This window comes from Fibrobacter sp. UWB12, from assembly GCF_900142485.1.
Lineage (GTDB): Bacteria > Fibrobacterota > Fibrobacteria > Fibrobacterales > Fibrobacteraceae > Fibrobacter.
In genome coordinates, this window is the sequence record NZ_FRAZ01000003.1 from 267,906 (window position 1) to 293,263 (window position 25,358).

22 protein-coding genes are annotated in these 25,358 nt (G+C 45.9%); 19 read left to right on the forward strand and 3 right to left on the reverse strand.

From position 1 onward, the window contains the following. Positions 1 to 2 precede the first annotated feature (2 nt). The 6 genes from BUA34_RS05970 to BUA34_RS05995 all read left to right on the forward strand — a co-directional run bounded on the left by BUA34_RS05970 (position 3) and on the right by BUA34_RS05995 (position 6,175). Entirely contained in the window at positions 3 to 800 is a 798-nt protein-coding gene (locus tag BUA34_RS05970; protein ID WP_072827821.1) for a hypothetical protein, read from the forward strand. Positions 801 to 802: 2 nt separating this feature from the next. Next, positions 803 to 2,683, forward strand: coding sequence for a DEAD/DEAH box helicase (locus BUA34_RS05975; protein WP_072827822.1), 1,881 nt, complete (start codon positions 803 to 805; stop codon positions 2,681 to 2,683). Positions 2,684 to 2,701: 18 nt separating this feature from the next. Continuing rightward, entirely contained in the window at positions 2,702 to 4,294 is a 1,593-nt protein-coding gene (locus tag BUA34_RS05980; RefSeq protein ID WP_072827823.1) for an ATP-binding protein, read from the forward strand. After that, positions 4,291 to 5,130 carry an HNH endonuclease gene (locus tag BUA34_RS15720; protein WP_072827824.1) on the forward strand — a complete coding sequence of 280 codons (840 nt, stop codon included), beginning with the start codon at positions 4,291 to 4,293 and terminating at the stop codon, positions 5,128 to 5,130. The genes BUA34_RS05980 and BUA34_RS15720 overlap by 4 nt, the downstream gene beginning before the upstream one ends. Before the next feature lie 98 nt (positions 5,131 to 5,228). Then, entirely contained in the window at positions 5,229 to 5,465 is a 237-nt protein-coding gene (locus BUA34_RS05990; RefSeq protein ID WP_139255886.1) for a hypothetical protein, read from the forward strand. A gap of 77 nt (positions 5,466 to 5,542) precedes the next feature. Continuing rightward, positions 5,543 to 6,175 (forward strand): nitroreductase family protein, encoded by a 633-nt coding sequence (locus tag BUA34_RS05995; protein ID WP_072827826.1) that lies wholly within the window; start codon positions 5,543 to 5,545, stop codon positions 6,173 to 6,175. Between the two features lie 6 nt (positions 6,176 to 6,181). On the opposite strand, the gene BUA34_RS06000 is transcribed toward BUA34_RS05995, so the two are convergent. Then, positions 6,182 to 6,604, reverse strand: coding sequence for an RrF2 family transcriptional regulator (locus BUA34_RS06000; protein ID WP_072827827.1), 423 nt, complete (start codon positions 6,602 to 6,604; stop codon positions 6,182 to 6,184). A gap of 161 nt (positions 6,605 to 6,765) precedes the next feature. Here BUA34_RS06000 and BUA34_RS06005 point away from each other — a divergent pair, with 161 nt between their 5' ends. The 8 genes from BUA34_RS06005 to BUA34_RS06040 all read left to right on the forward strand — a co-directional run bounded on the left by BUA34_RS06005 (position 6,766) and on the right by BUA34_RS06040 (position 17,988). Next, the gene (locus BUA34_RS06005) at positions 6,766 to 7,653 is read left to right on the forward strand and encodes a sulfide/dihydroorotate dehydrogenase-like FAD/NAD-binding protein (RefSeq protein WP_072827828.1); all 888 of its coding nucleotides are present in this window, start codon (positions 6,766 to 6,768) and stop codon (positions 7,651 to 7,653) included. Further along, complete coding sequence (gltA, locus tag BUA34_RS06010; protein WP_015731852.1) at positions 7,653 to 9,152, forward strand: NADPH-dependent glutamate synthase; 1,500 nt, start codon at positions 7,653 to 7,655, stop codon at positions 9,150 to 9,152. Before BUA34_RS06005 ends, gltA begins: the two co-directional genes overlap by 1 nt. Positions 9,153 to 9,333: 181 nt before the next feature. Beyond that, positions 9,334 to 10,914, forward strand: coding sequence for a glycoside hydrolase family 5 protein (locus tag BUA34_RS06015; protein ID WP_072827829.1), 1,581 nt, complete (start codon positions 9,334 to 9,336; stop codon positions 10,912 to 10,914). Positions 10,915 to 11,030: 116 nt separating this feature from the next. Beyond that, positions 11,031 to 11,516: a hypothetical protein gene (locus BUA34_RS06020; protein ID WP_072827830.1), complete on the forward strand. Its 486-nt coding sequence runs from the start codon at positions 11,031 to 11,033 to the stop codon at positions 11,514 to 11,516. Positions 11,517 to 11,633: 117 nt separating this feature from the next. After that, on the forward strand, positions 11,634 to 13,358 hold the full coding sequence (locus BUA34_RS06025) for a hypothetical protein (RefSeq protein WP_072827831.1): 1,725 nt from the start codon (positions 11,634 to 11,636) through the stop codon (positions 13,356 to 13,358). A gap of 182 nt (positions 13,359 to 13,540) precedes the next feature. Then, positions 13,541 to 14,374, forward strand: a complete 834-nt coding sequence (locus BUA34_RS06030; protein WP_072827832.1) for a TIGR02147 family protein — start codon at positions 13,541 to 13,543, stop codon at positions 14,372 to 14,374. Then, the gene (locus tag BUA34_RS06035; RefSeq protein ID WP_072827833.1) at positions 14,367 to 15,062 is read left to right on the forward strand and encodes a hypothetical protein; all 696 of its coding nucleotides are present in this window, start codon (positions 14,367 to 14,369) and stop codon (positions 15,060 to 15,062) included. The genes BUA34_RS06030 and BUA34_RS06035 overlap by 8 nt, the downstream gene beginning before the upstream one ends. Before the next feature lie 244 nt (positions 15,063 to 15,306). Beyond that, positions 15,307 to 17,988, forward strand: a complete 2,682-nt coding sequence (locus BUA34_RS06040; RefSeq protein ID WP_072828005.1) for a beta-L-arabinofuranosidase domain-containing protein — start codon at positions 15,307 to 15,309, stop codon at positions 17,986 to 17,988. A 108-nt stretch (positions 17,989 to 18,096) separates the two neighbouring features. Here the strand turns inward: BUA34_RS06040 and BUA34_RS06045 are convergent, their stop codons facing one another. Both BUA34_RS06045 and BUA34_RS15600 read right to left on the reverse strand, forming a co-directional pair. Continuing rightward, positions 18,097 to 18,600 (reverse strand): FISUMP domain-containing protein, encoded by a 504-nt coding sequence (locus BUA34_RS06045; protein WP_072827834.1) that lies wholly within the window; start codon positions 18,598 to 18,600, stop codon positions 18,097 to 18,099. A gap of 32 nt (positions 18,601 to 18,632) precedes the next feature. Then, complete coding sequence (locus BUA34_RS15600; RefSeq protein WP_083579744.1) at positions 18,633 to 19,046, reverse strand: FISUMP domain-containing protein; 414 nt, start codon at positions 19,044 to 19,046, stop codon at positions 18,633 to 18,635. A gap of 444 nt (positions 19,047 to 19,490) precedes the next feature. On the opposite strand from BUA34_RS15600, the gene BUA34_RS06055 reads away from it, so the two are divergent. The 5 genes from BUA34_RS06055 to BUA34_RS06075 all read left to right on the forward strand — a co-directional run bounded on the left by BUA34_RS06055 (position 19,491) and on the right by BUA34_RS06075 (position 25,273). Further along, positions 19,491 to 20,174, forward strand: a complete 684-nt coding sequence (locus BUA34_RS06055; RefSeq protein ID WP_014545640.1) for a DUF4956 domain-containing protein — start codon at positions 19,491 to 19,493, stop codon at positions 20,172 to 20,174. Between the two features lie 13 nt (positions 20,175 to 20,187). Beyond that, positions 20,188 to 21,297, forward strand: a complete 1,110-nt coding sequence (locus tag BUA34_RS06060) for an HlyD family secretion protein (RefSeq protein WP_072827835.1) — start codon at positions 20,188 to 20,190, stop codon at positions 21,295 to 21,297. 69 nt (positions 21,298 to 21,366) lie between these two features. Beyond that, on the forward strand, positions 21,367 to 22,695 hold the full coding sequence (locus BUA34_RS06065; RefSeq protein ID WP_254794350.1) for a TolC family protein: 1,329 nt from the start codon (positions 21,367 to 21,369) through the stop codon (positions 22,693 to 22,695). 3 nt (positions 22,696 to 22,698) lie between these two features. Then, the gene (locus BUA34_RS06070) at positions 22,699 to 23,517 is read left to right on the forward strand and encodes a polyphosphate polymerase domain-containing protein (RefSeq protein WP_072827837.1); all 819 of its coding nucleotides are present in this window, start codon (positions 22,699 to 22,701) and stop codon (positions 23,515 to 23,517) included. A gap of 34 nt (positions 23,518 to 23,551) precedes the next feature. Continuing rightward, positions 23,552 to 25,273, forward strand: coding sequence for a lamin tail domain-containing protein (locus BUA34_RS06075; RefSeq protein ID WP_072827838.1), 1,722 nt, complete (start codon positions 23,552 to 23,554; stop codon positions 25,271 to 25,273). Positions 25,274 to 25,358 lie beyond the last annotated feature (85 nt).

A 25,358-nucleotide genomic window follows, 5' to 3' on the forward strand; every position in this document is an offset into this window, starting at 1 on the left:
ATATGCCGCAAACTCATATATTAAAAAATCTCAACGTTGTCATGAAGAGTGCGGAATTCCGGTATCAAAATGAGTTCCAATGGCAAGAGTTTTCACTAAAAAATGATTTTCAGGATAACTATCGTCGATATTTGGCAGAGAAAGGTTGCGAGATTGAGTATCTGTCAAAATCATCCATAATTACAACAAAACAGAATCAGTACATCTTCTTGCCCAATCAATGGTTTGTCATTGCTTCTTATGTGGTGGATTTTTGTACAGAGCTTTTTACGTACAAAGAATATGCAGTGGATATATGCTCAAGTTTAAGTACCAATATAAAAGATTATATAAAAAACTGTAGAGGTAGTAATAGCGAAAAAGAACATTTCGAACGATGTGCTATTAGAATTTTAGAAAGGCAGTTTCCTGGTCGTGACGATTATGTGAAAACGGCTGAATATTTGTGGAAATTTTTAAGTGATTACTCTTGGTGGGATGGCGGAAAAACAATTGACAGGAATGATTTTTACGTTTCCCCTGTTTTGAACAAATTGAATCTCGTCCATGAATCTCATGGCTATGTGGCCGAAATTGTGAATGCTTATGCTTCAAATTATCTTCTCAGAAGAACAGCTTCTGATATAAGCAGCATTGCGGCAGATTTCAAAAAGAAAGCAACTGTGTTGGAAGTAAACGAGTTGGTAGAAGAAATTGTCCCTAAAAAAATAACCTTAAAAGAAAATGTTGAATTTCAGTATGACGCATCGCCTATAAATATAAGTATTGCGAGTCTCCAAAGATTTCAATCAAGGAAATAAGCATGGCTTGCCGTTGGATCTTAAAAGACAATCATCTTGCGATTAGTATGGCGGATGGCATATATTTTCCATCGGCATCAAATATTGTTTCGGCTAGAGAATCTTGTGGAAACGTTTACATAAATGGTTGTGAATGTGGTTCACCTGAATTAGATATTCCAGATTTAAAGTTTTCAAGATTTAATTGCACTCTTAAAGTAGAACTAGCCTGTCACAATAATGATTTCACGCTATCCCCATATGTGGAGAAAAATGGAAATCGTTGGTCGGTGATTTTATGTCAAGGAAAAATCATCGATTCTATTGTTGTAGAGAATCGATGGTTTTTTATATCCAATGTTGATGAATTTCAGGAGGTGTTTGATGAAGTTGACGTTACATCTTCTGGTACCATTTCTCTTTCCCAATATTTAAAACTAAAGAAGTTTAATTTCGAAAGACCTCTTTTTGAGGACAATGTTGATTCCTATTCGTTATTAAAAACTCCTAATGATGGTTCTCCGTTGAACGGGCTAGGACTAAACGCAACCTTGTATCCTTACCAAAAAATTGGTTTTGAATGGATGGCTTTTATGCTTGAGCAAACGCATGGTTGCATTCTTGGCGATGAAATGGGTCTTGGCAAAACACTACAAATAATTGCAATATTGACATTGGAAAAGCGATTCGATAGAGGACCTGCCTTAGTTATAGCACCCATTTCTTTGTTGGACAATTGGGTGAACGAGTGTAGAAAATTTTCGCCGACATTAAAGACTCTAATTCATCATGGTAGTGATAGAACCGGTTATTACAAGACCTTTATGGATTACGATGTGGTAATTACATCTTACTCAACCTTGTGCAATGATATTCACTTCATGAATATGATTTGCTGGAATATAGTCATTCTTGACGAAGCTCAAAACATAAAAAATTTTGATAGTGAACGAGCGGAAAAGTGTAAGGCCATTCGGCGTAATCAAAGTATCGCTGTAACGGGTACTCCTTTTGAAAATCATATTAGCGATGTTCTGTCTTTATTGGAATTCATTCAACCGAACATTTTTAATAATGCCAAGGAATTGTCCGAGCAATATTCGGATGATGTGAATGGTGGAAAACAAATAGCATCATTCCTTTCAACATTGATGATAAGAAGGGTTGTGACGAACGTTTCCAATGACTTGCCTGCAAAGGTTGAAATTAATCAACCTATTCGAATGTCTAGGGAAGAAAGCGAAAGGTACATTTCTTACATTAACGAGATAAAACAGGGTGATTCTGAAAATATCAGCATAGGAATGTTTACAAACTTAAGAATGTTCTGTACCCATCCTTTTATTGTATCTCCAGAAAAAAATGAAAAGGACCCTTGTAATATATCGGTGAAGTATCAACGTCTATGTGAAATTATGCAGAATATAATTGATTGTGGGGAAAAAGTTTTGATTTTTACCTCATATGTCAAAATGTTTGAGCTGATGAAGACGGATTTTATTAATAGATGGAAAATCCAAGCTTCTGAAATTAATGGAAGTACTCCAATAGAAGAACGCCAAAAAATTGTAGATGCATTTAATGCGTCTGACAAATCGGAGATCCTCTTACTTAATCCAAGAGCCGCTGGAGTTGGGTTGAATATAACCGGCGCCAACCATGTTATACACTATAACTTAGAGTGGAATCCTTCTTTGGAAGCGCAAGCTACCGCACGGTCGTATAGAAATGGACAAAAGAAAAATGTTTTTGTTTATCGATTGTATTATCAGGACACGATAGAAGAAATCATTCAAAATAAGTTGGATGAGAAAAAGGACATAGCAGATGTTATTGTAACAGAAAGTAATACAATTCATAATAAAAAGTTGATTTCTGAAATCTTAAACAAATTACCTATTTAAAAAAAGGAGCGTTCACACATGTCAGACTTTGAACTTCTTCCGGACCCAGACCGAATCGTTAATGGCCTACGTGATACAGGCTACAATTTCAATACTGCAATAGCGGATATTGTGGATAACTCCATTGCTGCGAATGCAACCCAAGTGTTAGTTCGTGTTGATGTAGATCCAAGTCTACATGTAAGTATTTGTGTTGCTGACAATGGTATCGGTATGGATCTAGATGGGTTAAAAAATGCAATGAAATATGGATCCAAAGAACGTGAAAATAAAAGTAGCTTGGGTAAGTTTGGTTTGGGCTTAAAAACAGCTTCAACAGCATTTTGTCGTCAACTTTCTGTGATATCAAAAAAAACTAGAGAAGATAAACTTCAAAAGGTTCAGTGGGATTTAGACCATATTTGTGAAAAGAATTCTTGGGCTTTAAAGATACTTGAGGTTGATTCTGATGAAATCGATTTTTTTGATAGTGTTGCGATTGATGGCCATGGAACACTTGTTGTTTGGGATAAGGTAGACCGTCTTTTAAAAGAATATAAAAGTGATAGTACTGCCAAAAGAGCGCTTCAAAAGAAAATTACCGATCTAAAGTTCCATTTATCAATGGTGTTTCAGCGTTTCCTTGATGAAAAGGACTCAAGAGCTTCTGATGTTGAAATCTATGTTAACGATGAGAAACTGGAACCTTGGGATCCATTCTGCACACAAGAAGAAAAATCAGAAAACGTCCAAACGCAAAATGTACCAATAGAAGTTGATGGTCGTAAAGTAGGATCGTTTAAGATTGCGGCTCACATTATTCCTAGAAAGTCAGAATTCAGCTCTAAGGAAGCAAGCGATAGGGCTCGCGGCAATAATGATTATCAGGGATTTTACGTTTATCGAGAAAATCGTTTAATACATTATGGTGATTGGCTGGGTTTCTTTACAAAGGAACCTCACTATTCTCTATTACGAGTCGATTTTTCGTTCACCCATGAATTAGATGAATTCTTGAATGTGGATATAAAGAAGTCGAGAATTCTTTTGATTTCGGAAATCGAAAATTTCTTGATGGAATTCTTGGCTGCACCACGAAGAGAGGCGCAAAAGAGATATCGTGACGGAGAAACGAAAAAGATTTCGACAACGGGAAAAGACGCCCATGCTCCGGCAAACAGTAATATTGATGCAAAGGGGAGTTCTGTTGAATCCTCTAACATTACGCCAACAGGAAATGAAAACGAAGCTCTTGTAAAAAACAACAGAGGCGAATTTACAAAAACGATAACTATTGTAAATGAAGTTGATCCAAAGCAAAATAGAGTCGTTCCTGTTGATGACATTGATGGTGGAGCTCTTTGGGAGCCTGCTTTGGTAAATGGAAAGCATGCTGTAAATATTAACCAAAGCCATCCGTTCTATAAAAAAATATATGGACCTATTTTGGCTAAGAGTGTTGTTGTCGAGGGTCTTGATGATTTGTTGTGGTCTTTGGCGGAAGCAGAAAATTCAACCTGTAATGAAGCAAGTATTGAAAATTATGAAGATATGCGATTCACCGTATCACGAATATTAAAGAAATTGGTTGCTGATTTGCCGGATCCCGAAATTGACGAGGATGAAAAATGACTTTGTCACCGGATTCTCTAAAAGAGTTCTTAGAGATTACATTTTCAATGCCTTTTGATGTCCGGACCGAAAACCGTGATGGGACGGAAATTTTTATTTCATGTCCGCAAAATGATGGTTTTCTTTTCTTTGATGTAGTCACATATATTTCAAATTCGATACGTATAGTTATTGAAATCAAGCCACAACTCCATGCTGGTGCGCTTGTTCATGAAATGAATTCTGCTTCAACGGAGAAAATAGAAAGATTCCTTGATTATACTAAGACAATAACGAAGCGCACTGGAGTTAAGCTCGTTTTCTCAGTAAATGGAAATAATGTTCAGAAAATCAATCCATCGCTATGGTCTTATAATTGGAGGACTTTTTCTTGTCGAATTACAAAAATTCCCATTATCGAAAGCGAGTCTTTGTACGACGAATATCAAGTAATTTGTGAATGGACCAAGCAAGCGTATTGCCTAATCTTTTCCTTATTAACAATTTCTGAAAAGGAACCGGAAATAGAAGGCTTCGTAGAAGGTAGTCCTTTTGAGGTCAGAGCAACTAGATATGAAAGAAATCCTATAAATAGAGAATTATGTTTATCCTATTATGGGTATCAGTGTAGGATATGTGGACTTGACTTTAGATCTAAATACGGTCCTATCGGTCAGGATTTTATACATGTTCACCATATAGTTCCTGTTTCAAAAATTGGGAAAGATTACAAGATAAATCCAATCAAGGATTTGATTCCTGTATGCCCCAATTGTCATGCAATGCTGCATCGTCAAAATCCGCCTTTTGAGCCAGAACAATTAAAAAAAATAATTGATGATGTGAGGAAAACTTAAAAAAATACTACAACCAACTTTGAATCCAGACGCTTTCCCTAATAGAAGATCTCGCCTTCGCGGGGATGACATCGCACGGGGTTTACAATGCTTTCATTATGCCGTATTGTGCGGACGCTGGGAAATGGGATGAGATTGCCGCGGTCACGGAGCTCCCTCGCAATGACGTTTATGCAATGAAGCGCGCTGGCTACATTTACGGCGATTGGAAAGACCGTTCAAAGCCTTACCACAAAATCCACTGCATCCTTCTCGACATGAAATCTGTCATGCGGAATTATGCAAACAACCTCGCCGCACAGGATGAACTTGCAGAGTTGATTAAGAACTCTTAGTTTATCCTATTTTGTTGTTCATAAAAAGGGTATATTTAATTTGGTATTATCAATGCCATTTCACCAAGGAGAAATTTATGAAAAGACAAATTTTTTCCATGCTTTTGACGACGCTTCTTTGCTGCGCTCTTTCCATGGCTCAGGTTCAGAAACTTCCGGCACCGGCCAAGTCGCTCGGCAAGAATGTGATGGAGGCTCTTTGGAGCCGCAGTTCGGGCAATGAGTTCAGCGACAAAATGCTGAGTGACCAGGACTTGTCGAACTTGCTCTTTGCGGCTATCGGGGTGAACCGCCCCGCCGAAGGCAAAATTACGTCGCCCACAGCACGTAACTTCCAGGAAGTTCGCTTGTTCGTGTTTACGGCTAAGGGCGTTTCGGAATATTTGAACAAAGAAAATTCTTTGAAGCAGGTGGCGAAGGGTGACCATCGTGGGCTTATTGCCGACCGTCAAGATTGGGCTAAGTCCGCGCCTGTGAGCCTTTTGTTTGTGGCCGACGAAAAGAAATTCGGGAGCAGCGATGCGCATGCAAAGCTTGCGATGGCTATTGATGTCGGTATCGTAAGCGAGAACGTGAACTTGTTCTGCGCAGGTGCAGGCTTTGTCACGCGTCCGCGAATGACGATGGATACCCCTGCTATCAAGAAGTTGTTGAAGTTGTCCGATACGGAAACTCCGCTGTTGAACAACCCAGTGGGTTACGCGAAGTAAAAACTACTACTTCGTTTTGGTCGGCTTCTGTTTCACGAGCTGGCTGATGGTAATTCCCGTGAAGTAGTCCTTGATGATTTTGGCCAAGTCCTTCCACATCGGAAGTGTCGGGCAGACGTCTGCACGGTCGCAACCGCTTTTTCCGTCGGTGACGCATTCCACAGGTCCCATGGAGGTCTCGATGACGTTCAGGATTTCCCAGACCGTGAGCTCAGCAGCCGGCTTCGCGAGCTTGTAGCCGCCGCCTTTGCCGCGGGCACCTTCGAGCACATTGTTTTTCACGAGTGTTCCAAGAATCGCTTCGAGATATTTTTCAGAAAGTCCCTGACGTTCCGCCAGATTGTGCAACGGGTGGAATTCTGTTTCTCCGTTTTCTGCCATATCAATTATAACGCGGACGGCGTATCGACCTTTCGTTGATACTCTCAAGATTCATGACTCCTTTGAACCTAAATATACATTAATTATTGGTAAAACCTATAGCATCGGTTGGAATTATCGGGCGTTTGCGAAAACGGGGCTTTTGCTACCTTTCATTCATATAATTTTACTATCAGTGGTCAAAAAAAATTTCTATATTGCCTCGCATTATGGCAAAAATTCTCTTTAAAAAGCAGTTATCTCCCGCGGTATTCCAATTCCGCGTCCACGCCCCGCTGATCGCGCAAGAACGTAAGGCAGGACAATTTATCATCCTCCAGACGAACAAGGACAATGGTGAACGCGTTCCGCTCACCATCGCCGATGCCGATACTGAAGAAGGTTCTATCACCCTCATTTTCCAGACGGTTGGCAAGACGACGACCGAACTCTCCAAGTTCGAAGTCGGTGACGATATCCCGGTCTTGGTTGGCCCGCTCGGTTCTCCGACCCATATCGACAACTTTGGTCACGTGGTCTGCGTTTGCGGTGGTGTCGGTATTGCCCCGATGCACCCGATCGTTCAGGCTCTCAAGGCTGCAGGCAACAAGGTGACTATCATCATGGGTGCCCGTAACGAAAGCCTCTTCCTCATGAAGGAAGAAATGACCGCTCTCGCTGACAACATCATTTTCATGACCGACGACGGTTCTTATGGCCGCAAGGGTCTCGTGACTGAACCGCTTAAGGAACTTTGCGAAGACACCAAGGGCAAGCCGGACATGGTCATCGCTATCGGTCCTCCGATTATGATGAAGTTCTGCGCCCTCACCACCAAGCCGTATGCCGTGAAGACTGTCGTTAGCCTCAACAGCATCATGGTCGATGGTACGGGCATGTGCGGTGGTTGCCGCGTCACTATCGGTGGCAAGACGAAGTTCGTCTGCGTCGATGGTCCGGAATTCGACGGCCACGAAGTCGACTGGAACAACATGCTCCAGCGTATGGGTGCTTTCAAGCCTCAGGAACAGGAAGCCATGCACCGCTTCGGTGCAAATGACGGCCACAAGTGCAACATTGATAAGATGGCCGATGCCAAGGCTAAGGAGAGCAAATAATGTCTGAACATATGACTCGCGAACAGTTGGACGCCGCCGCCAAGGTGGAACTTGAAAAGATTAATGCCCTTCCGAAGCCGCTCAAGCCGAAGGACAAGACTGCTATCCCGGCTCAGCCGATGCCGCAGCTCGAACCGTCCTATCGCGCACGCGTGATGGAAGAAGTGGCTCAGGGTTATACCGAAGCACAGGCTATTGTGGAAGCCAACCGCTGCCTTAACTGCAAGAAGCCGTTCTGCGTCGAAAGCTGCCCGGTGCACATCGACATTCCGGCCTTCATCGCAAAGATTGCCGAAGGCGACTTCAAGGCTGCTATTGCAAAGATTAAGGAAACGAGCTTGCTCCCGGCAATCTGCGGTCGTGTTTGCCCGCAGGAACGCCAGTGCCAGATGAACTGCACCATGGGCAAGATGCACAAGGACGTGAACCAGGCTGTCGCAATCGGTCGCTTGGAACGTTTTGCTGCTGACTATGAACGCAACAACGGTGGTGCTTCCGTTCCGGCTGTTAAGCCTGCAACGGGTAAGAAGGTGGCTGTGATCGGTTCCGGTCCTGCCGGCTTGGTCGTCGCTGCTGACGTCCGCCGCGAAGGCCACGACGTGACCATCTTTGAAGCTTTCCACAAGCTCGGTGGCGTGGTCCGCTATGGTATTCCTGAATTCCGTCTTCCGAAGAAGATTGTGGACAAGGAAATTGAATCTCTCGCCGCTATGGGCGTGAAGTTCGAAACGAACTTTGTGATTGGCCGTACCCGCAAGCTCAAGGACCTCATCGAAAAGGATGGCTTTGACGCTGTGTTCGTCGGTACCGGTGCTGGTCTTCCGTTGTTCATGAACATCGAAGGTGAAAACCTCGTCGGTGTGTTCGCAGCTAACGAATACCTCACCCGCGCAAACCTCATGCGCGCCTACGACAAGGAAAATGCCGATACGCCGATGTGGCCGGGCAAGAACGTTGTCGTCCTCGGTGGTGGTAACGTCGCTATGGACGCTGCCCGTATGGCTCTCCGCCTCGGTGCAGAAAAGGTCCGTATCATTTACCGTCGTAGCATGAACGAACTTCCGGCCCGTAAGGAAGAAGTTCTCCACGCTCAGGAAGAAGGTGTCGAATTCTGCGTCTTGCAGAACCCGGCCAAGATTCTTGGCGACGAAGCCGGTCACGTCCGTGGCATGCTCGTCGACAAGTACGAACTCGGCGAACCCGACGAAAAGGGCCGTCCGCGTCCGGTCAAGGTCGAAGGCGCAAGCTTTGAAATCGAATGCGACACCGTGCTCGTTGCAATTGGTAACGGTTCCAACCCGCTTATCAGCAACACCACTCCGGAACTCTCCGTCGACAAGAAGGGTCACATCCTTCTCGAAGATGCAACCGCCAACAAGACCTTTATGGAAAAAGTCTACGCCGGTGGTGACATCGTGCTCGGCGCAGCCACTGTCATCTTGGCAATGGGTGAGGGCCGCAGAGCCGCAGCAGGCATCAACGAGTTCTTGAAGAAGTAATTCTTGCTTGGACTGTCATTCCGGCCTCCGTGCCGGAATCGCCTTACGCATTTTAAAAGAGGATGGCTTCGGCCATCCTTTTTTGCTTTCGTTCCTTTTTGTCAATTCTTCCTTTTTTGTGACATCGCCTTTTTGCAAATCTTTTGATTATATTCATAGTGGGGATATTTAAGGAGATGTTATGGTTCAATCAAAATTTTTTGGAATTGCCTGTGGCGTAGCGATGCTTGCAGGCGCCGTTTCTGCAGCGACTCTTCCGACCGCAAAGGATGTTCAGGCCAAGATGGGCATGGGCTTCAACATCGGTAACTCGATGGAAGTGCCGAACAGCCCGACTTTGTGGGGCAACCCTTACCCGACTCAGGCTTTGCTCGATTCCGTGAAGGCGGCGGGCTTCAATACGGTGCGTATTCCTTGCGCTTGGGACAGTCACACTAGCGGTGGCAAGGTCACCGAAACTTGGCTTGATTCCGTGAAGACGGTTGTTGATTATGCCATGCGCGCTGGCCTCTACACGATTTTGAACATCCACCACGAAGGTGAAGGTGGCTGGTTCCAGAGCAACATCGGTACGAGCGTTGATAACACCATCGACAACAAGATGAAGACTTACTGGACGCAGATTGCGAACAAGTTTAAAAACTACAACGAACGCTTGCTTTTCGCGGGTGCAAACGAACCCGGTCCGAATGTGAACACGTGGACATCGCAGCATGTGTCTACGCTTATGCATTACTACCAGACGTTCATTGACGCAGTACGTGCTACGGGTGGCAACAACGAAACCCGTACTTTGATTATCCAGGGCCTCAATACTGACATCGACAAGTCCGTCGCAAGCGCTCCGGTAAGCACCTTCCCGAAGGATAAGGTTGAAGGTCGCTTGATGTTCGAAGTGCATTACTACGATCCGTACCAGTACACGCTTATGACAAGTCCTCAGGACTGGGGCGCCAGCGAACCGATTCAACCGCAATACTACTACGGCGATTACACCAAGGCTAGCGAACCCAAACGCAATGCGGGTTATAACGCCTGGGCTGGCTCTGTCGATTCCAAACTTGGGAGCATCGTGCATCCGCAGGAACAGTTCGCCAAGATGAAGACGAATTACGTGGACAAGGGCTATCCGGTCATTGTCGGCGAGTTCGGTGCAAACGTTCGCTCTCCGGAATTGAATGGCTCCGATTTGAATCTCCACAAGCAGGGCCGTGTACAATGGCACAAGGATGTTGTTTCTGCTGCTAAGCAGTATGGCCTCACGCCGATTCTTTGGGACATGGGCAACGAAAGCAATTCGGGCTACGACAACATGGCTTACATCCGCCGTCAATCATCACCGGTGGGCAAGGTTCTCGAAACAGACGTTATCAACGCCATGCGCGGTGTGTATGGTCTCGGCAATTACGTGAACAATGGCGTCACGCACGTCGAAGACTTTATCAATGGCGGCTCGGAAACGCAGTCTAGCAGTTCCGCTGTGCAGCCGAAATCGTCTAGCTCCAGCGAAATTACGCAGTCTAGCAGCTCGGCTACAATTGCTTTGCCGACCGTTCTCGCGGGTGCCCAAGTGAAACTTCACCGCAATGGCAATGTGCTTTACGGCTCTGGCAAGATTATGCTGTTCGACATGAACGGAAACCTTGTCCGTAGCGTCGGCGTGTCGACCTCCGAAAAGACCGAAATGCATTTGAACGGTCTTCGCCAAGGCAACTACATCGCCAAATGCAAAAATAGCGTCTTGCAAGTTCAAGTTCGCTAACAAAGTCACCCCGCGGATATTTCCTGGCATCGTTTTGAATAAAAATCTCCGCCTCATCGGCGGGGATTTATTTATATTATTTTGTAGGATATTCAAATATAAAGAGGGAGCCCCCTATGAAAAAACTTTTTCCTGTTTTGACGGTTGTATTTGCGCTTCTCACTGGATGTGCTAAAACCATGCAATTGGATGATCCCAATCTCTATGACCAGTACCTTACTAAAAGTTATAACCAGCCTGTTGGAACTTGCTTCAATGCGGTGAAAGGGGCGTTTGCCGAGAAAAAGGTTGCGCTGACTAAAGAAGATGCCGAAAACGGGCGAATTGTGACAGAACGTCATGACGCTTTAGTTTATGCCACATATACAGGCTACCGTACAGGGAATGTAACTAACTATAGCGGAGGCATGGGCAAAATAACGCACCGCTACTATATTGATGTAAAGGGTGATGAAAAATCATGCACCATAAAAGTGACCAAGTACAAGGCATGGAATAATGAAAACGAAGCAACCTATGTGAAGGTTGATGATATTTATAATTATTACTGGGGTCCGCTTTTCAAAAGCTTCGAAAATCATTTCAATCCTGACGAAGAATAGGTGTTTAAATTTTGCTTCGGTATAATAAGGGACGGCGTAAACCGTCTCTTAATTTTATATTTGGTCATCATTTTTGAAATTTTATATTTTGTTGTAAAATTGTAGTGAGACGTTGATATGAGTGAAGTGAAAAGAATTATTGGCATTCTGTATATCCTTTCTGCTTTTTGTTTTGCAGAATGGTCGGGTGATGCGTCTCAACCGTCTTCTTCGCGAGAGGTTGGCGGAAAAATTTATTGGTCTATTACAAGTCCTGAAGAACTGGCCTGGTTCAAGGCTCAAATTGAGGCTGGCAATGATTCCATAAATGCAGTCCTCGAAAACGATATCTTCATGGGCAAGGATTCTGCAAGTGTAAGCTCTGCAGTTTGGACTGCTATTGGAGCCCCAGACAGCATCGTGTTTAAGGGAGTGTTTGACGGAAATCACCATGCCATATATGGCCTTAAGAGCGTTGGTTCTGTTTCGAATCATGGCATGTTTGGCCTTTTTGGAATTGTTGGCGGTCAGGGCGTTATAAAGAATCTGAACCTCAAGAATATCGATATGAATAGTGACTTTTCCAATGAAATTGCGCCTTGTGGGGGAGGTATTGTTGCGTATTTGCTAAATGGAACGGTAGATAGCAGCTTTGTTTCGGGCCGCATGAATGCAAAACGTACGAGTTTTGCTGGCGGTCTTGTGGGGCAGAATGCGCGGGGAACTGTTTCTCATTCAACGAATAAAGTAGTTATAACGCATACAGGCGAATATACAGGCTATTATGTTGGTGGTATTGTCGGGAAAAATGGCGGGACAGTTTCGAATTGCGTTAATTATGCGGCTATGTCCGGCAGTGGAGCAAAGTCCATTCGTGTAGCTGGAACTATTGGCGGTATTGTCGGGTATAATGCAGGCGGAAAAATCATGGAATGTGTCAATGTCGGGAACATCCATGTGGATACGAAAACAGAAATGTCAACTCGGAACGCCGAGGCTCGCGTTGGCGGAATTGCTGGATTTAATTACCAAGGCTCCGTTTCAAAATGTGCCAACTATGGTTCGATGAAAGCCCAGGCAAGCTCGGAATTGAGTAAGGATTACGATACCGGAAATCCAGTCATTAACTACCCGGAAGCCGGTGGAATTGTTGGCGTTTCTTTAGATGGACTTGTCGAAAATGTCGTGAATTACGGCACTGTAGAGGCAACGTGTCCTAATGTTGAAAATAGTGCCGCTGCCGGCGGGATTGTAGGCATGTTGAATAATTCCGGCATTACAAACAGTTATTCGATGGCTTCCGTGCAGTCCGACAATATGGCTGGATCCTTGGTGGGGATGGCTAAAGATACGTCGTCTTTAAGTCGAATATATGCGGTTGATGGCGATAAATTGAAGACCGTGGCATCCATTGATTCGCTTGCAACAATAAGCGAAACTAAGGGTGTTTCGAAGACCGAAGCGGAAAATTCCAACTTTGTGGATTTGTTGAATCAAAACGCTTCTGCGGATAACAAAATTTGGTCCAGATGTGCTGACAAAGGCTTGCCCATTATTGCGTCTCTTGCGGAGTATATGTGTTTGGAAGATTTGTTGAGTCTTGCGGTGCCTCTTGATTCAACGGGTAAAGGTACAACCGTTTTGTCGGGCGTCAAAAACATAGGACTGCACAATGTCCAAGTTGTTGGACGTGACCTTCAAATTACGACCCCTGATTTTAATGCCTTGGTGTCCGTTTTCGATTCTCGGGGCAAAATGCTTTATCAGAGTTCTTGGGGGATGAACCGTCGGTACCGCGTGGCACGAGCTGGCCGGTATATTTTAAAGATTGATCAGGACATCCGTGTCATTACCATAAAATAATATCGCCTTTTGTTGAATTGGCAATACTAATTACGTCCTTTTTCTCTATTATACAAGGTGTATTATATAGCTTTAAAAAGTTGAGCTTTTTTATAAAATCACCCCTTTTATAGCCTAAAAATATGGTTGCGTGTATAATACAGATATTGCTTTTAGAATTGTAAAAATTTATTTTGTGTATTATGAAGTCGATTTTTGAGTACCGGGATTACCACCTCTACTTGCAGGATTACTACGACGAACGCAAACGTCTAGGTTCGTTCTCATGGCGCGAATTTTGCAGAAATGCCGGGTTTTCTTCGCCGAATTTTTTGAAACTCGTTTGCATGGGACAGAGCAAACTCAGCAAAATCAAGGCGTGCCAAGTTGCAAAATCCATGGGACTTGTCGACTACGAAGAACAATATTTTTACCAGCTTGTTGCATTTGGAAATGCCGAAAATAACGAATCCCAGCGTGCGGCGCTCCTCGAAATGCAGCGAATTGCCTTGGAGCACGAAGTTCGCGTTGTCGATAAAGAAGCGTTCCAGTATTATGAATCCTGGAAATATCCGGTTATCCGTGAACTTGCACCGCTCATGCCGGGGGCGACCCCTCGCGACATTGCCGAGGAGTGCAAGGAATACGTCTCTGCCGAAGAAGTTCGCGATGTGCTCAATTTTCTCGTGAAGGCCGGCTTCTTGAAAAAGGAAGACGAAAAAGTCTACACGCAGACGGCGCAGACGGTTATCGGTTCCAAGGAAGCGCTCCCTATTGCTATCCGTGCTATGCACAAAGAGATGGCAATTATGGCTGCCCGTGCCGTAGACCGCTATTCAGCAAGTGAACGTTTCTTTAACGGCATTACTCTTGGCGTAAATCAGGACGCTTATAAGAGAATTGTCGAAGAAATTAAGGCTTGTTGCAAAAAAGTTGTTGCAATTGCGAATGAATGTGGTAATTTTGATCAAGTGTGCAGAATAAACTTTCAATTTTTTCCCGTCACCAATAAAATAATTGGGAAGAAACATGCTTAAAAAGAGCTTTTATATAATCGGATTCATCTCGTGGCTTGCATTGGTTGCATGCTCTAGTGGAACTGTTGACCCGAACGCCAATCCCATGGCGGGTATTAGCGAGGAACAAAATTCTTCAAGCAATAGTTCCTCGAGCAGCGTTTGGATTAATTTCCCGCCGGAATCTTCTTTGAGTTCCAGTTCTGTTACGCAGCATGTTTCGGGGAATGCGCATGCAACTTATATTGTTGTGGTTAAAGAAAAGCTAACGGTTTCTGTCAACATTGATTTTGCCAGTAATGCTACTAAAGAGTATGTCATTGATGCTACAACAAAAGGATATGACAAAAAGACTGAAGGTAAAATTGAGGTCTATGAGGTCGAAAAAGGAGCTGCTGTTTCTTGTTCTGTCGATGAAAAATCTTATTCTGCAAAGTTTAAGTTTGGTCTAGATAATCGTATAGAACGAATAGTAAAAGTGGAAAAATTTGGCCAAGGCTGTGAAGCGATTTTTGAACAGTTCAAAGACTTGTGCTTGCTTCAAAATGTAAATGACCAGCTCAGTGGCGCCTGTGATGATGACGGTTCTCTAGAAGCCTATTGTGCCTATACTGACGAACAAGCCGATTATGACGCGTATTTGAGCAATTTTACCGTCGAATCAAAGACCAATTGTGGCGATGATGGGGTTCACATAGATTCCTTCTGACCGTAAAACCCTATTGTAGAATTGTCAAAACTAATTGAATCCACCCCTTATCTGACCCCTATTTTCCAATCTATTTTCTAGAGTGTGGGGCTTTCTTGCATGAAATCCTTGCATGTCATTCCTCTTCGAGGCATGACTGCTGCGGTTTTCTAATGAGAATGTAAACTTTCTCGCATGAAATCCTTGCATGTCATTCCCGCCTCCGAGCGGGAATCTCCCTTGGGCTAGAAAAAAGGTGGAAACAATGAATTTCGGATGGTTTGGTAAACGTGTTCGCACGGCTCTTGCTTTGACGGGGCTTGCGTGCGGTCTCGGATTTTCACAGGATTTGCTATACCCTGACATGTTCGCGTTGTCGGATGTACAGCTTTTGGATGGCGTTTTGAAGGAACGCCAGGACTTGAACGTCGAAACGCTCCTCAGCTACGATGTGGACCGCTTGCTGGCGCCTTTTTACGAAGAAGCGGGAATGCGCCCCAAGGCGAGCAAGTTCCCGAACTGGGCGGGCCTCGACGGCCACGTGCTTGGGCATTACCTGAGCGCCTTGGCCATGCATTATGCCGATAACGATGATGTTCAGGTCAAGGAACGTCTCGAATACATCTTGAAAGAACTCAAGACGATTCAGGACCAGAATTCCAAGGACAACAATTTCAAGGGCTATATCAGTGGCGTTCCCAACGGCAAAAAGATGTGGCTCAGCATGAAGAGCGGCAATGCGGGCGCCCAGAACGGCTATTGGGTGCCGTGGTACAATATCCACAAGCTTTATGCGGGTTTGCGCGATGCTTACGTTTATGCGGGCTACGAACAGGCAAAGACGATGTTCTTGGCGCTTTGCGACTGGGGCATTACGATTACGGACGGTCTCAACGATTCCAAGATGCAGCAGATGCTCGGTACGGAACACGGTGGCATGCCCGAAGTCTATGCGGACGCTTACTATCTCACGAAAAACGAGAAGTACCTGAATGCGGCGAAAAAGTGGTCGCACAAGTGGCTTTTGGACCCGATGTCGCAAGGCAACGATAACTTGACGAACGTGCATGCCAATACGCAGGTGCCTAAAGTTGTGGGTTTTGCCCGCATTGCTGAACTTTCCGGCGATCAGAATTTCAAGAAGGGCTCCGATTTCTTCTGGCAGACGGTTGTGAACAAGCGTAGTATCGCCATTGGCGGCAACAGCATTTCGGAACATTTCCCGGCGCTCAACAACCATAAAAAATTCGTGGAAGAACGTGAAGGACCGGAATCTTGCAATACGTACAACATGTTAAAGCTCACGGAACGTCTGTTCAACATCAAGCACGATGCCCATTACAGCGACTTCTATGAACGCGCCCTCTTCAATCACATCCTTTCGACAATCCACCCGACGCATGGCGGCTACGTGTACTTTACGCCGGCTCGTCCGCGCCATTACCGCGTGTATTCCAAGGTCAATGCGGGCATGTGGTGCTGCGTGGGTTCGGGCATGGAAAACCCGGCAAAGTACAACCAGTTTATTTATACGAAAGACAAGGACGCTCTCTACGTGAACCTCTTTGCGGCTTCCGTCTTGAACTGGAAAGACAAGAGCGTCAAAATCAAGCAGGAAACCGCCTTCCCGAAGGGCGAAAGTTCCAAGTTTACGATTACGGGTAGCGGTGAATTCGATATGCAGATTCGCCACCCGTACTGGGTCAAGGAAGGGGAATTCAAGGTCATCGTCAATGGCGATACCGTCGTGAAAAAGTCGACGCCGTCGAGCTATGTTTCGGCAGGGAAGTCCTGGAAGTCGGGCGATGTCGTCGAGGTGCTTTACCCGATGTACACGCACGTCGAAGATTTGCCGGGCGTGACCGATTACGTGGCGCTTTTGCACGGTCCGATTGTGCTCTCGGCAAAGACGGGTACGGCTAACCTGAACGGCCTTGTCGCCGATGATGGTCGCTGGAGCCACATTGCCTCCGGTGCGCTGGAATCGCTGGACCAGGCGCCGATGCTTGCAAGCAAAAAAGAAGATATCCCCTCGAAAGTGGAACCCGTGAAGGGCGAACCGCTGCACTTCAAGGCGCCTTACCTCTTCGCAAAGCAAAAAGACGCAAACCTGCTTTTGCAGCCCTTCTACGAAGTGCATGACGCCCGTTACATGATGTACTGGATGGTGCTTACGGACCCGAGCATTCTCGACCGCCTTGAAAAAGAGCAAAAAGAAGCCTTGGCGCTTGACGAAAAGACTGTAGATAAAGTCTCTCCGGGCGAGCAGCAGCCAGAAGTCGATCACAAGATGGAAGAGAAAAATTCCACCAAGGGCACGGCGAATGGCGAATTCTACCGCGACGCAGGCAAGTGCTCGGGTGGCGATGGCGGTCTCATCAGCTATGAATTCGAGACGAACAGCGAAGATTCCTTGAGCCTCATGGTGCGCTATTGGGGCAACGAAGGCTGCACTCGCGAATTCGACATCTCCATTGACGGCGAAAAGCTCGTGACCGAAACGATTTCGAACCGCTGGAAAAAAGATGAATTCGTGAACGTGACTTACCCGATTCCGGATAAAATGGTGAAGGGCAAAAAGATTGTGCGTATCTCCTTCTCGGCAAGCTCTGGAATGGTGGGCGGAATCTATGGCGTGCGCCTGCTGCGCAACAAACCAAAGCCACAACCAGTAAGTATCAAGCCTGTTGCCGCCGCAAATCAGGGATTCCGCGTGCGTGCCACTTCGCAGACTCTCCAAATCGAATCGAACCTCCCGCTTGCAAAAACGACAAGCGTGAAAATCTACTCGATGGATGGGCGCCTGAAACTTTCGCAAATGCTCCCCGCAGGCGCAAGCGAGTTTAATGTTGATATTGCGGGCCTCAAGAACGGCAATTACATTGTACGTCTTTACGAAGGCGGCCTCGTTCGCGGCTACACCCTGTTCAACAAAAACGGCTTATAAATAAAACACTCCTCAACACCCCCAAAAGTCCTCGCACCCGCGAGGACTTCTTTTGCTAAGTCATCCTCGCGAAGCGAGGATCCATACATTTCATATTGCAAGTAGGTGCTATTCGTCCTTTATGCAACGAACGGATAAAGCAGATGTTTTATCTTCACCTTTGTAAGCGGCATTTCCGCTTTTACTAGAAAAACAGAAAACTCCTGCAATTTCGTAATAATTATTGGTTCCTGTTTCATCTAATACATTTGTCCCTTGTAAAGGGGTCCAAAAACATGTGATTTCTCCGATATTGTTGTTTTTGTCTTGGTTCTTTTTTGTTCCTGCAGGAAGTAATCCAAAACCAAAAATATCTGTTCCATTACCATCGTCAATCCATCCGCTAGTACTTTTTAAATCAATTGTATTTACCAAGTCTAACAAAATAAACCATTCATTTACTGATGGAATATGCCAATTTTCAGGACAAACTCCTAAAATATTAAAACCTTTGTATTTTTCAAAATTTGTTCCAATTTGCCAATTGACACCGAAACCACATTTTTCACAATCGTGAGTACAAGACTTTAAGCAATTGTCATTTTCTTCTTTAAAATAGGCTATGCTGTCCATAGCTGCCGCCCATGTATAAAGTCTTCCGTATTTTATGCAATTTTCAGGATCGTTATTTTATTATAACAATAGCTTGCTGAGTCTAATCCTTTAAGTGATAAAGGGTATGCGTAGTTTAAATTTTCAGCCATCCACGTTTGATTACCGATTGTTACAGTCTTATAAATTTGTCCATCACGTTTGTCGGTCATTACTCCATGTGAAACATATATCGAAGATGAGGATTGTTCTAAACTTGAAGAACTGATTTCAGAACTGCTGGTGGATACTTCGTTTGACGATGACGATTTGGCAATATCTGACGATGATTCTACGTTTTCAATCGATGAGGAATATGTTTCAATAGCGGAGCTTGATGAAACTTCTGCAAAAGAACTAGAGGGATTCTCGTCACTACAACCCCAAAATAAAATCCCAATAAGTAGACAAAAGAATACATTCCGCATAAACGTCTCCAACTCTTACAAAAAATATATGATTTTTTCTTTCAAAATACTTCAATCACTCCATTCAGTTCGCCTTTACTCCGCAAGGACTTCTTTGTAACTTTCTGTTAACTAGACGCTGTAAATTGCCGGTATCAACCGCCTTCAAACCGCTGAATTGTTACCTAAAATAAACATACGTTGCGGTTTCCTCAATGCGTTGTTAGAGTAACCAACATGTAATTAATTTTTTCAAGAACGAAAAAACTAGTTTTATTATTTTTAGCGTGGGTTCTACAGCCTGTAATAAAAAAATTGGGTGAGATTCGCCCAAATCCGGAATAAAAAAGCGGATTGTAATTTTTTTGTTAGTCCATTATTTACATAATTTCGAGTGTGTTTTGCTTGTTTTTAAGTAGATTTTGGGGAAACGGGCAAAAAAAAGAATTAATTAACGGAGTTACTATGCTTGACCTTCTTGCTGTCCAGTCCAGCTCAACAAATGCAACGATTATTACGCTTGCATACACCTTGATTTTGGCTTTTGTCTTGTCTTCGACGATTGCCTGGACCTATGAAAAGACGTTCCTCGGACTTTCGTATTCGCGAAATTTTGTGCAGGGCATTGTGCTTAGTGCCGTGGTCGCCGCAATGGTGATGCAGGCCATCGGCGATAACGTTGGTCGTGGTCTTGGTATGATGGGTGCTCTCTCGGTGGTCCGCTTCCGTACGAGCTTCAAGGACCCGCGCGATATCATGTTCATCTTTGCCGCTCTCGGTGCCGGTATCGGTTGCGGTGTTTATGCCTGGGGTGCCGCTGTGGGCGGTACAATCGCTTTCAGTTGTGTCGCGTTCCTCCTTTCCCGCACGGGTCTTGGTACCAAGCACTTCTTTGACGGCATGCTCCGCTTTGCCCTCCCGAACGAACCGAAGGTCCGTGGCCAGGTTGAAGATATCATGAAGGGCAATTTAAAGACGTTTATTTTGATTACGATGCGCGAGGTCGATGGTGGCGCCCGTCTGGATGTCGCTTACCAGATTCGCCTCCGTGCAACAAAGCCCGCTGCCGAAATCCTCACGCTTCTCTCGAAGGTCGAAGGCATTTCGGATGTCCAGTTCATGATGCAAGACGCAACGACGGAAATGTAAGGAGGATTGAAAAATGAATAAGCTCGAAGATCTTCTCGACAATTTCTGGAATACCCACAAGAACAATGCGGGTGTCGCTTACGTCTATACCCACAAGCTTTCTATTGCCTGGGTGGCATGCGTCGTGTTTGCCGTGATGCTTGGCTTTATCTACCAGGGCAAGGCGGCCATGTTCCGTGGCATTGCCGAATCTAGCGAAACGATTATCAGCCTTCCGTCTCCGACTGAAATTGTAAAGGTCTACGTGGTGCCGGGCCAGGAAGTCAATGTGGGCGATACCATCGTGGTGATCAACCGCCCGGACTTGACTCTCCGCATTACAGAACTTACCCGCGAACTCGACGCTCTCGAAGGCCGCAGCAACTTGAGCTCTGCCGAAATCGACCAGAAGGTGGCCGAAGTCAAGGCTAACCTCGAATCTCGTCGCCTCACACTTTTGGCTGAAATTCGCAACCTTGAAGCGGAATACGAAAGCAACAAGGCTATTTCTGCCAAGCTCAAGAGCCTCTCGAACTCCAAGTCCAAGGCCGATGGCAACGATGCCATGGCTATGCGCATCAAGAGCCTCAAGAACGAACTTGCTGTTGCAACCAGGAGCGCCAACGAACAGATTGCCCTCCTCCGCGGTAGCAACAAACTCCAGAAGTCTAGCGGCAAGACCGAAGCTGCAAACATCCGCAAGGAACTCGCCGAACTTCGCAAACAGCAGAAGGAACTCACTCAGATTGCCAAGGAAAACTGGGTTGTCGGTGATGTGAACGTGCGCGATGGCGAAAAGGTCTCTAGCTTTGCCCCGATTGTGACGCTTGCCCACAAATCCCCGACGCTTATCCGTGGCTACATCAACGAACAGATTTACGAAAACACGAACCTCGGCGAAGCCGTGAAGGTGACTTCCCTTACCGGTAAGGGCAAGGCCGTGATTGGCGAAGTGGTCGGTCTTTCGAGCCGCATCGTGCCGTTCCCGACCCGCATGTGGAAAATGCCGGAAATCCCGGTTTATGGCCGCGAAGTGACCATCAAGATCCCTGAAGAAAATAAGTTCTTGCTTGGCGAAATGGTGACCATCACCGAAACGAGCAAGCGCAACCTGGAAAAGCAGCAACAGAAGGCTAAGAAGTAAATGAAAAACGTAACGTTAATAACACTGGCTCTTTCCGCAGCTGTTTTTGCGCGCCCCCTCAATTGGGATATGCTTATCGAATCCGCAAAAACGGACCCGAGATACCAGGCCGCGGAAAAACGCGCCGAAGCAACATCGAAAGAACGCAACCTCAAGCTTTGGGACAAGATTGAGCTCCGTTACCAGCTGGACGGTTTTAGCTTTGCCAAGCATGACTTTGAACTTCGCGTGACTCCGCAGGCTTTTGGCGAACGCGCTGCCGACAAGGCTCACTATGAGGCGGTTAAGAATTACCAGCAGGCTACATTTGCCGTTGAACGTTCGATCCTCCTTTACGACCGCTACGAACGCGGTGTGCGCTATGTGCTTCGCCAGAAGATTAACGAAATCAACAAGCAACTTTTGCAGGTTATTCAGGACCGTATCGAAGTGCTCCACCTCAAGTCCGGCTCTGCTTCGTTCAATGCCGAAGACTTGATGACTTCACTTGAAAAGAGCGCCTCGCTCAAGGCGAACTTGCTTTCGGACAGCACGGCGCTCCGCGATGCCGAACTCAAGATGATGATTTGGGCTCCGGACTTTGATAACGTCGCCTTGGATCCGTCGTTCCTCCCGACGATGGAAGAACTTGCCGAATTCCTTAAAAACGGCGTGACTGTTGACGAAAGCTTCCCGCTTGTGGCTCTTGCAAAAGGCAAGCGCGATTCCGATATTTCCAAGGCACAACAGGATGCAAGCAAGGACCGCAACTACATTTCTCATGTCGGTATCGGCTACTCGCTCCAGGTCGAATCCTTGATGGAAAAGTATAAGGACTTGGATTACAGCGATGTGAGCAAAGCCAAGTATAATAAGTATGCCAAAGAATGGGATGAAAAGGCTTGTACTGGTGGCTATATGGATGGCGTTTGTGTCCGCTATGATAATTCTTATACACTCCGCAAACTTGTTGCCGAAACGGATGACCGCAAGACTGCAGACAAGTTCTTTGTGAACCTCGCGTTCCGCTTGCCGTTCTTCGATAGTAACAAGGACGCCACCCTCCGCGAACAGGTCGAAAAGCTCGATGCCGAAAGCAAGTACTTGGACGAAGTCCGCGAAGTGAACCAGAAGGTCGCTCGCCTCACCGAAGAAGTGCTTACGCTTATCGATCAGTGGAAGGTCTTGAAGGAATATGCCGAACAAGTGAATGCAAGCGGCTTTATGGAACAGTTTGCTCACAAAGCCGGCTCCGACCCGCTCCTTCTTCTCCGCGCCCGTGAAAGCGCTCTCGAAAGTGACTTGAAGGCTGCAAAGCTTGAATACGATATTTTTGCCCGTTACTTGGCTTTGCTCGATTACTCCGGTGGTCTTGCTCGTCAAGATGTAACGAACCATCTTCGTGAAGGAATCAGGTAGTTTATGGCTGAAGCCCGCGGATTTAGTCTTCTTGAACGCTTCGAACTGAAGTACCATATCCCCGTCGAATGGGCGGACCGGATTGGTGCGTTCTTGGCGCCGTATTGCGAAGAAGACTATTATTCCAAGATTACTCCGGGTGGATTCTATTGGATTACGAATCTGTATCTGGATACTCCGACGTGGACATTCCTCGGCTGGAAAAAGAAACAGCTCCTCGACCGTTTCAACATGCGTATCCGCACGTACGGTGAACACCCCGCTCAGGACGGTACGTTCCATTTCGAAGTCAAGCGCAAGATTCGTAACATCTGCTACAAGAGCCGTGCAACGATCAAGGGAATCAATCCCGGTGAAGTTTGGCACATGAAGCCCGATGAATGGCCGTGCAAGAGCAGTAAAGACCGCATGTACCTCAAGGACTTTTTGTACAAGACTGAACTCCATGGGGCTCATCCGCGACTCCTCACGCAGTACAAGCGTCGTGCATGGTTCGGGCTTCGCGAAGAGTATTCCCGCGTGACGATTGACACCGGTATGCGCTTCCGTGAAGAAAACGGTTTTGACTACACTGTGGATCCGCACTACATGCACTCCACGGGGCTCCCGCGATTCTTCCAGCCGGGTGCCGATGCCGTGCTTGAACTCAAGTGCCCGGCCGCCCAGATGCCTTACTGGATGTTTGACCTGATTCGTGCATTGAATTTAAAACACGGTGCATTCTCCAAGTTCGGAAACGCAGCTGCTGAATGGAAACGTGTTTACGAAAATCCGCGACGTTTCAAGAGCCCGTACTGGACTTCTCTCGCGGGAAATTTCTAAAATGGATTTAAACTACAAAACAAGGAAGGCGCTTATGAATACTAAAAAATTGCTTGCTGTTGGCACCTGTGTTTCTGTGCTCGGCATGTTCTCTGCCTGCTCCGATGACGCTAGTCCCGTAACACCGCCAGAAAGTTATACTTCGAGCAGCTCTGCTGTTCAGCCGAATAGCAGCGGTGATGTTTTGACATCTTCTTCGGATATTGTTGTATCTTCGTCTTCCGCTAACAATCCTGTTCCGGTGTTGTCTAGCTCCAGTGGCGAAGGCGTCGTCGATAGTTCGATTACGAACATGGGTGTTTCTGAAATCATGTACAACGCTGCGGGTGGTTCTGCGCTCGAATGGATTGAAGTTTATATCAAGAAAGGCCCGGATATTACGGACATGCAGCTCAGCAATCTCCGCTTAGATGGTGCCGTTTCTTTCAATTTCCCGACCGGATCCTTGAAAGCGGGCGAATATGTCATCGTCACGAACGATGTTGCCTTGTTCAATCAGACTTATCCGAGTCTTCCGGCCGGCTGTAAAGTTTATGGCCCGTGGGATAATGATCCCAAGACTGGAGCTGTCGCAAAGCTTGTGAACGAAGGCGATGTTGTCGATGTCAAGCTTAAGGGCGAAGGTGACGTCAGTGCCGCATTCAGCAACAATCCTCCTTGGCCGAGCCTTGCCAATGGCAATGGGCGTACTCTAGTTTATAGGGGCTCCGGTAACGAAGCTGACCCGACTTCTTGGGGCGCAAGTGTTGCTGTCAATGGTAATCCGTGCGTAGGTAACGATCAGGTTCTTGATGCCTCTACGGTCCGCTTGAACGAAATCAAGCCGTATGACATTAATGCTGCCGCTAATAAGGATGGTTGGGTGGAACTTTACAATTCTGGTGCCGCTCCTGTTGATGTTGCCGGCTGGGAACTTGTATCCAAGCGTAAAAACGATGGCAAGGGCAAAACTTGGACAATTGGTGGTACGAATACTGTAGTTCCGGCTAATGGTTATTTGCTCCTTGAAGCAACTGAAGCCGTATTTGGCGATGGTCTCTTTTTGAGCGATAACGGCGATGAAATTTATCTGTACGAAGTCGTTGGTGGCGCTCGTACGGGTCTGGAATCGAGCTTGCTGCTTTCTGCGGGTAAGCAGTCCAGTGGCGTTGTCCAGGTTGCAGGTACTGTAGCTCAGGGCGCTATGGCAACGGAAACTCCGGGTGCTGCAAACTCCGCTCTCAAGGCCGGTCCTATTTTCATCAGCGAAATTCACTATCACGAAGATGAAAACAATCCGAATGATCTTGAATTCCTCGAACTTGTAAATAAAGGAACTGAAGCTGTTACTTTGGTCGAAAGCGTGAATAACACTCCGCACGGCTGGAAGGTTGAAGGTGTAAACCTTGAATTTGCTGCTACCGATGTTATTCCTGCAGGCGGAAAGATGGTTCTATTTAACGACTCCTTGAAGGGAAAGGATGCTTTGCTCCGCGCTCGTTATACGATTCCTGAATCCGTTCCTATATGTTACTATGCCGGTAAGCTTTCGAACCGTGGTGAAACTGTCGCCGTCAAGAAGCCGTATTCGTTTGTGGAAAATGGCGGTGTCAAACAGTGGTATTATGAAATTTCTGACGCAACGCTCTACAGTGACCGTTGGGCTGGAATGACAGATACTGATGGTAAGGGCAAGAGTCTCAACCGTAAGGAATTTACTACGGCGGGCTACGGCTACACCGCTTGGGAAGCTAAAGCACCGACTCCGGGTAACTAGTTTAGTTCATTTTGAGTTTTACGCCAAAAGTTCCGACATTTTGTCGGAACTTTTTTTATTACATGAGTGTATTGCGCCGTTTTGG

What these genes read in the sequence shown, in the direction of transcription:
- BUA34_RS05970 (WP_072827821.1), top strand. Translation starts at nt 3, where the DNA reads ATGCCGCAAACTCATATATTAAAAAATCTCAACGTTGTCATGAAGAGT.
- BUA34_RS05975 (WP_072827822.1), top strand. Translation starts at nt 803, where the DNA reads ATGGCTTGCCGTTGGATCTTAAAAGACAATCATCTTGCGATTAGTATG.
- BUA34_RS05980 (WP_072827823.1), top strand. Translation starts at nt 2,702, where the DNA reads ATGTCAGACTTTGAACTTCTTCCGGACCCAGACCGAATCGTTAATGGC.
- BUA34_RS15720 (WP_072827824.1), top strand. Translation starts at nt 4,291, where the DNA reads ATGACTTTGTCACCGGATTCTCTAAAAGAGTTCTTAGAGATTACATTT.
- BUA34_RS05990 (WP_139255886.1), top strand. Translation starts at nt 5,229, where the DNA reads ATGCCGTATTGTGCGGACGCTGGGAAATGGGATGAGATTGCCGCGGTC.
- BUA34_RS05995 (WP_072827826.1), top strand. Translation starts at nt 5,543, where the DNA reads ATGAAAAGACAAATTTTTTCCATGCTTTTGACGACGCTTCTTTGCTGC.
- BUA34_RS06005 (WP_072827828.1), top strand. Translation starts at nt 6,766, where the DNA reads ATGGCAAAAATTCTCTTTAAAAAGCAGTTATCTCCCGCGGTATTCCAA.
- gltA (WP_015731852.1), top strand. Translation starts at nt 7,653, where the DNA reads ATGTCTGAACATATGACTCGCGAACAGTTGGACGCCGCCGCCAAGGTG.
- BUA34_RS06015 (WP_072827829.1), top strand. Translation starts at nt 9,334, where the DNA reads ATGGTTCAATCAAAATTTTTTGGAATTGCCTGTGGCGTAGCGATGCTT.
- BUA34_RS06020 (WP_072827830.1), top strand. Translation starts at nt 11,031, where the DNA reads ATGAAAAAACTTTTTCCTGTTTTGACGGTTGTATTTGCGCTTCTCACT.
- BUA34_RS06025 (WP_072827831.1), top strand. Translation starts at nt 11,634, where the DNA reads ATGAGTGAAGTGAAAAGAATTATTGGCATTCTGTATATCCTTTCTGCT.
- BUA34_RS06030 (WP_072827832.1), top strand. Translation starts at nt 13,541, where the DNA reads ATGAAGTCGATTTTTGAGTACCGGGATTACCACCTCTACTTGCAGGAT.
- BUA34_RS06035 (WP_072827833.1), top strand. Translation starts at nt 14,367, where the DNA reads ATGCTTAAAAAGAGCTTTTATATAATCGGATTCATCTCGTGGCTTGCA.
- BUA34_RS06040 (WP_072828005.1), top strand. Translation starts at nt 15,307, where the DNA reads ATGAATTTCGGATGGTTTGGTAAACGTGTTCGCACGGCTCTTGCTTTG.
- BUA34_RS06045 (WP_072827834.1), bottom strand. Translation starts at nt 18,600, where the DNA reads ATGGACAGCATAGCCTATTTTAAAGAAGAAAATGACAATTGCTTAAAG.
- BUA34_RS15600 (WP_083579744.1), bottom strand. Translation starts at nt 19,046, where the DNA reads ATGCGGAATGTATTCTTTTGTCTACTTATTGGGATTTTATTTTGGGGT.
- BUA34_RS06055 (WP_014545640.1), top strand. Translation starts at nt 19,491, where the DNA reads ATGCTTGACCTTCTTGCTGTCCAGTCCAGCTCAACAAATGCAACGATT.
- BUA34_RS06060 (WP_072827835.1), top strand. Translation starts at nt 20,188, where the DNA reads ATGAATAAGCTCGAAGATCTTCTCGACAATTTCTGGAATACCCACAAG.
- BUA34_RS06065 (WP_254794350.1), top strand. Translation starts at nt 21,367, where the DNA reads ATGCTTATCGAATCCGCAAAAACGGACCCGAGATACCAGGCCGCGGAA.
- BUA34_RS06070 (WP_072827837.1), top strand. Translation starts at nt 22,699, where the DNA reads ATGGCTGAAGCCCGCGGATTTAGTCTTCTTGAACGCTTCGAACTGAAG.
- BUA34_RS06075 (WP_072827838.1), top strand. Translation starts at nt 23,552, where the DNA reads ATGAATACTAAAAAATTGCTTGCTGTTGGCACCTGTGTTTCTGTGCTC.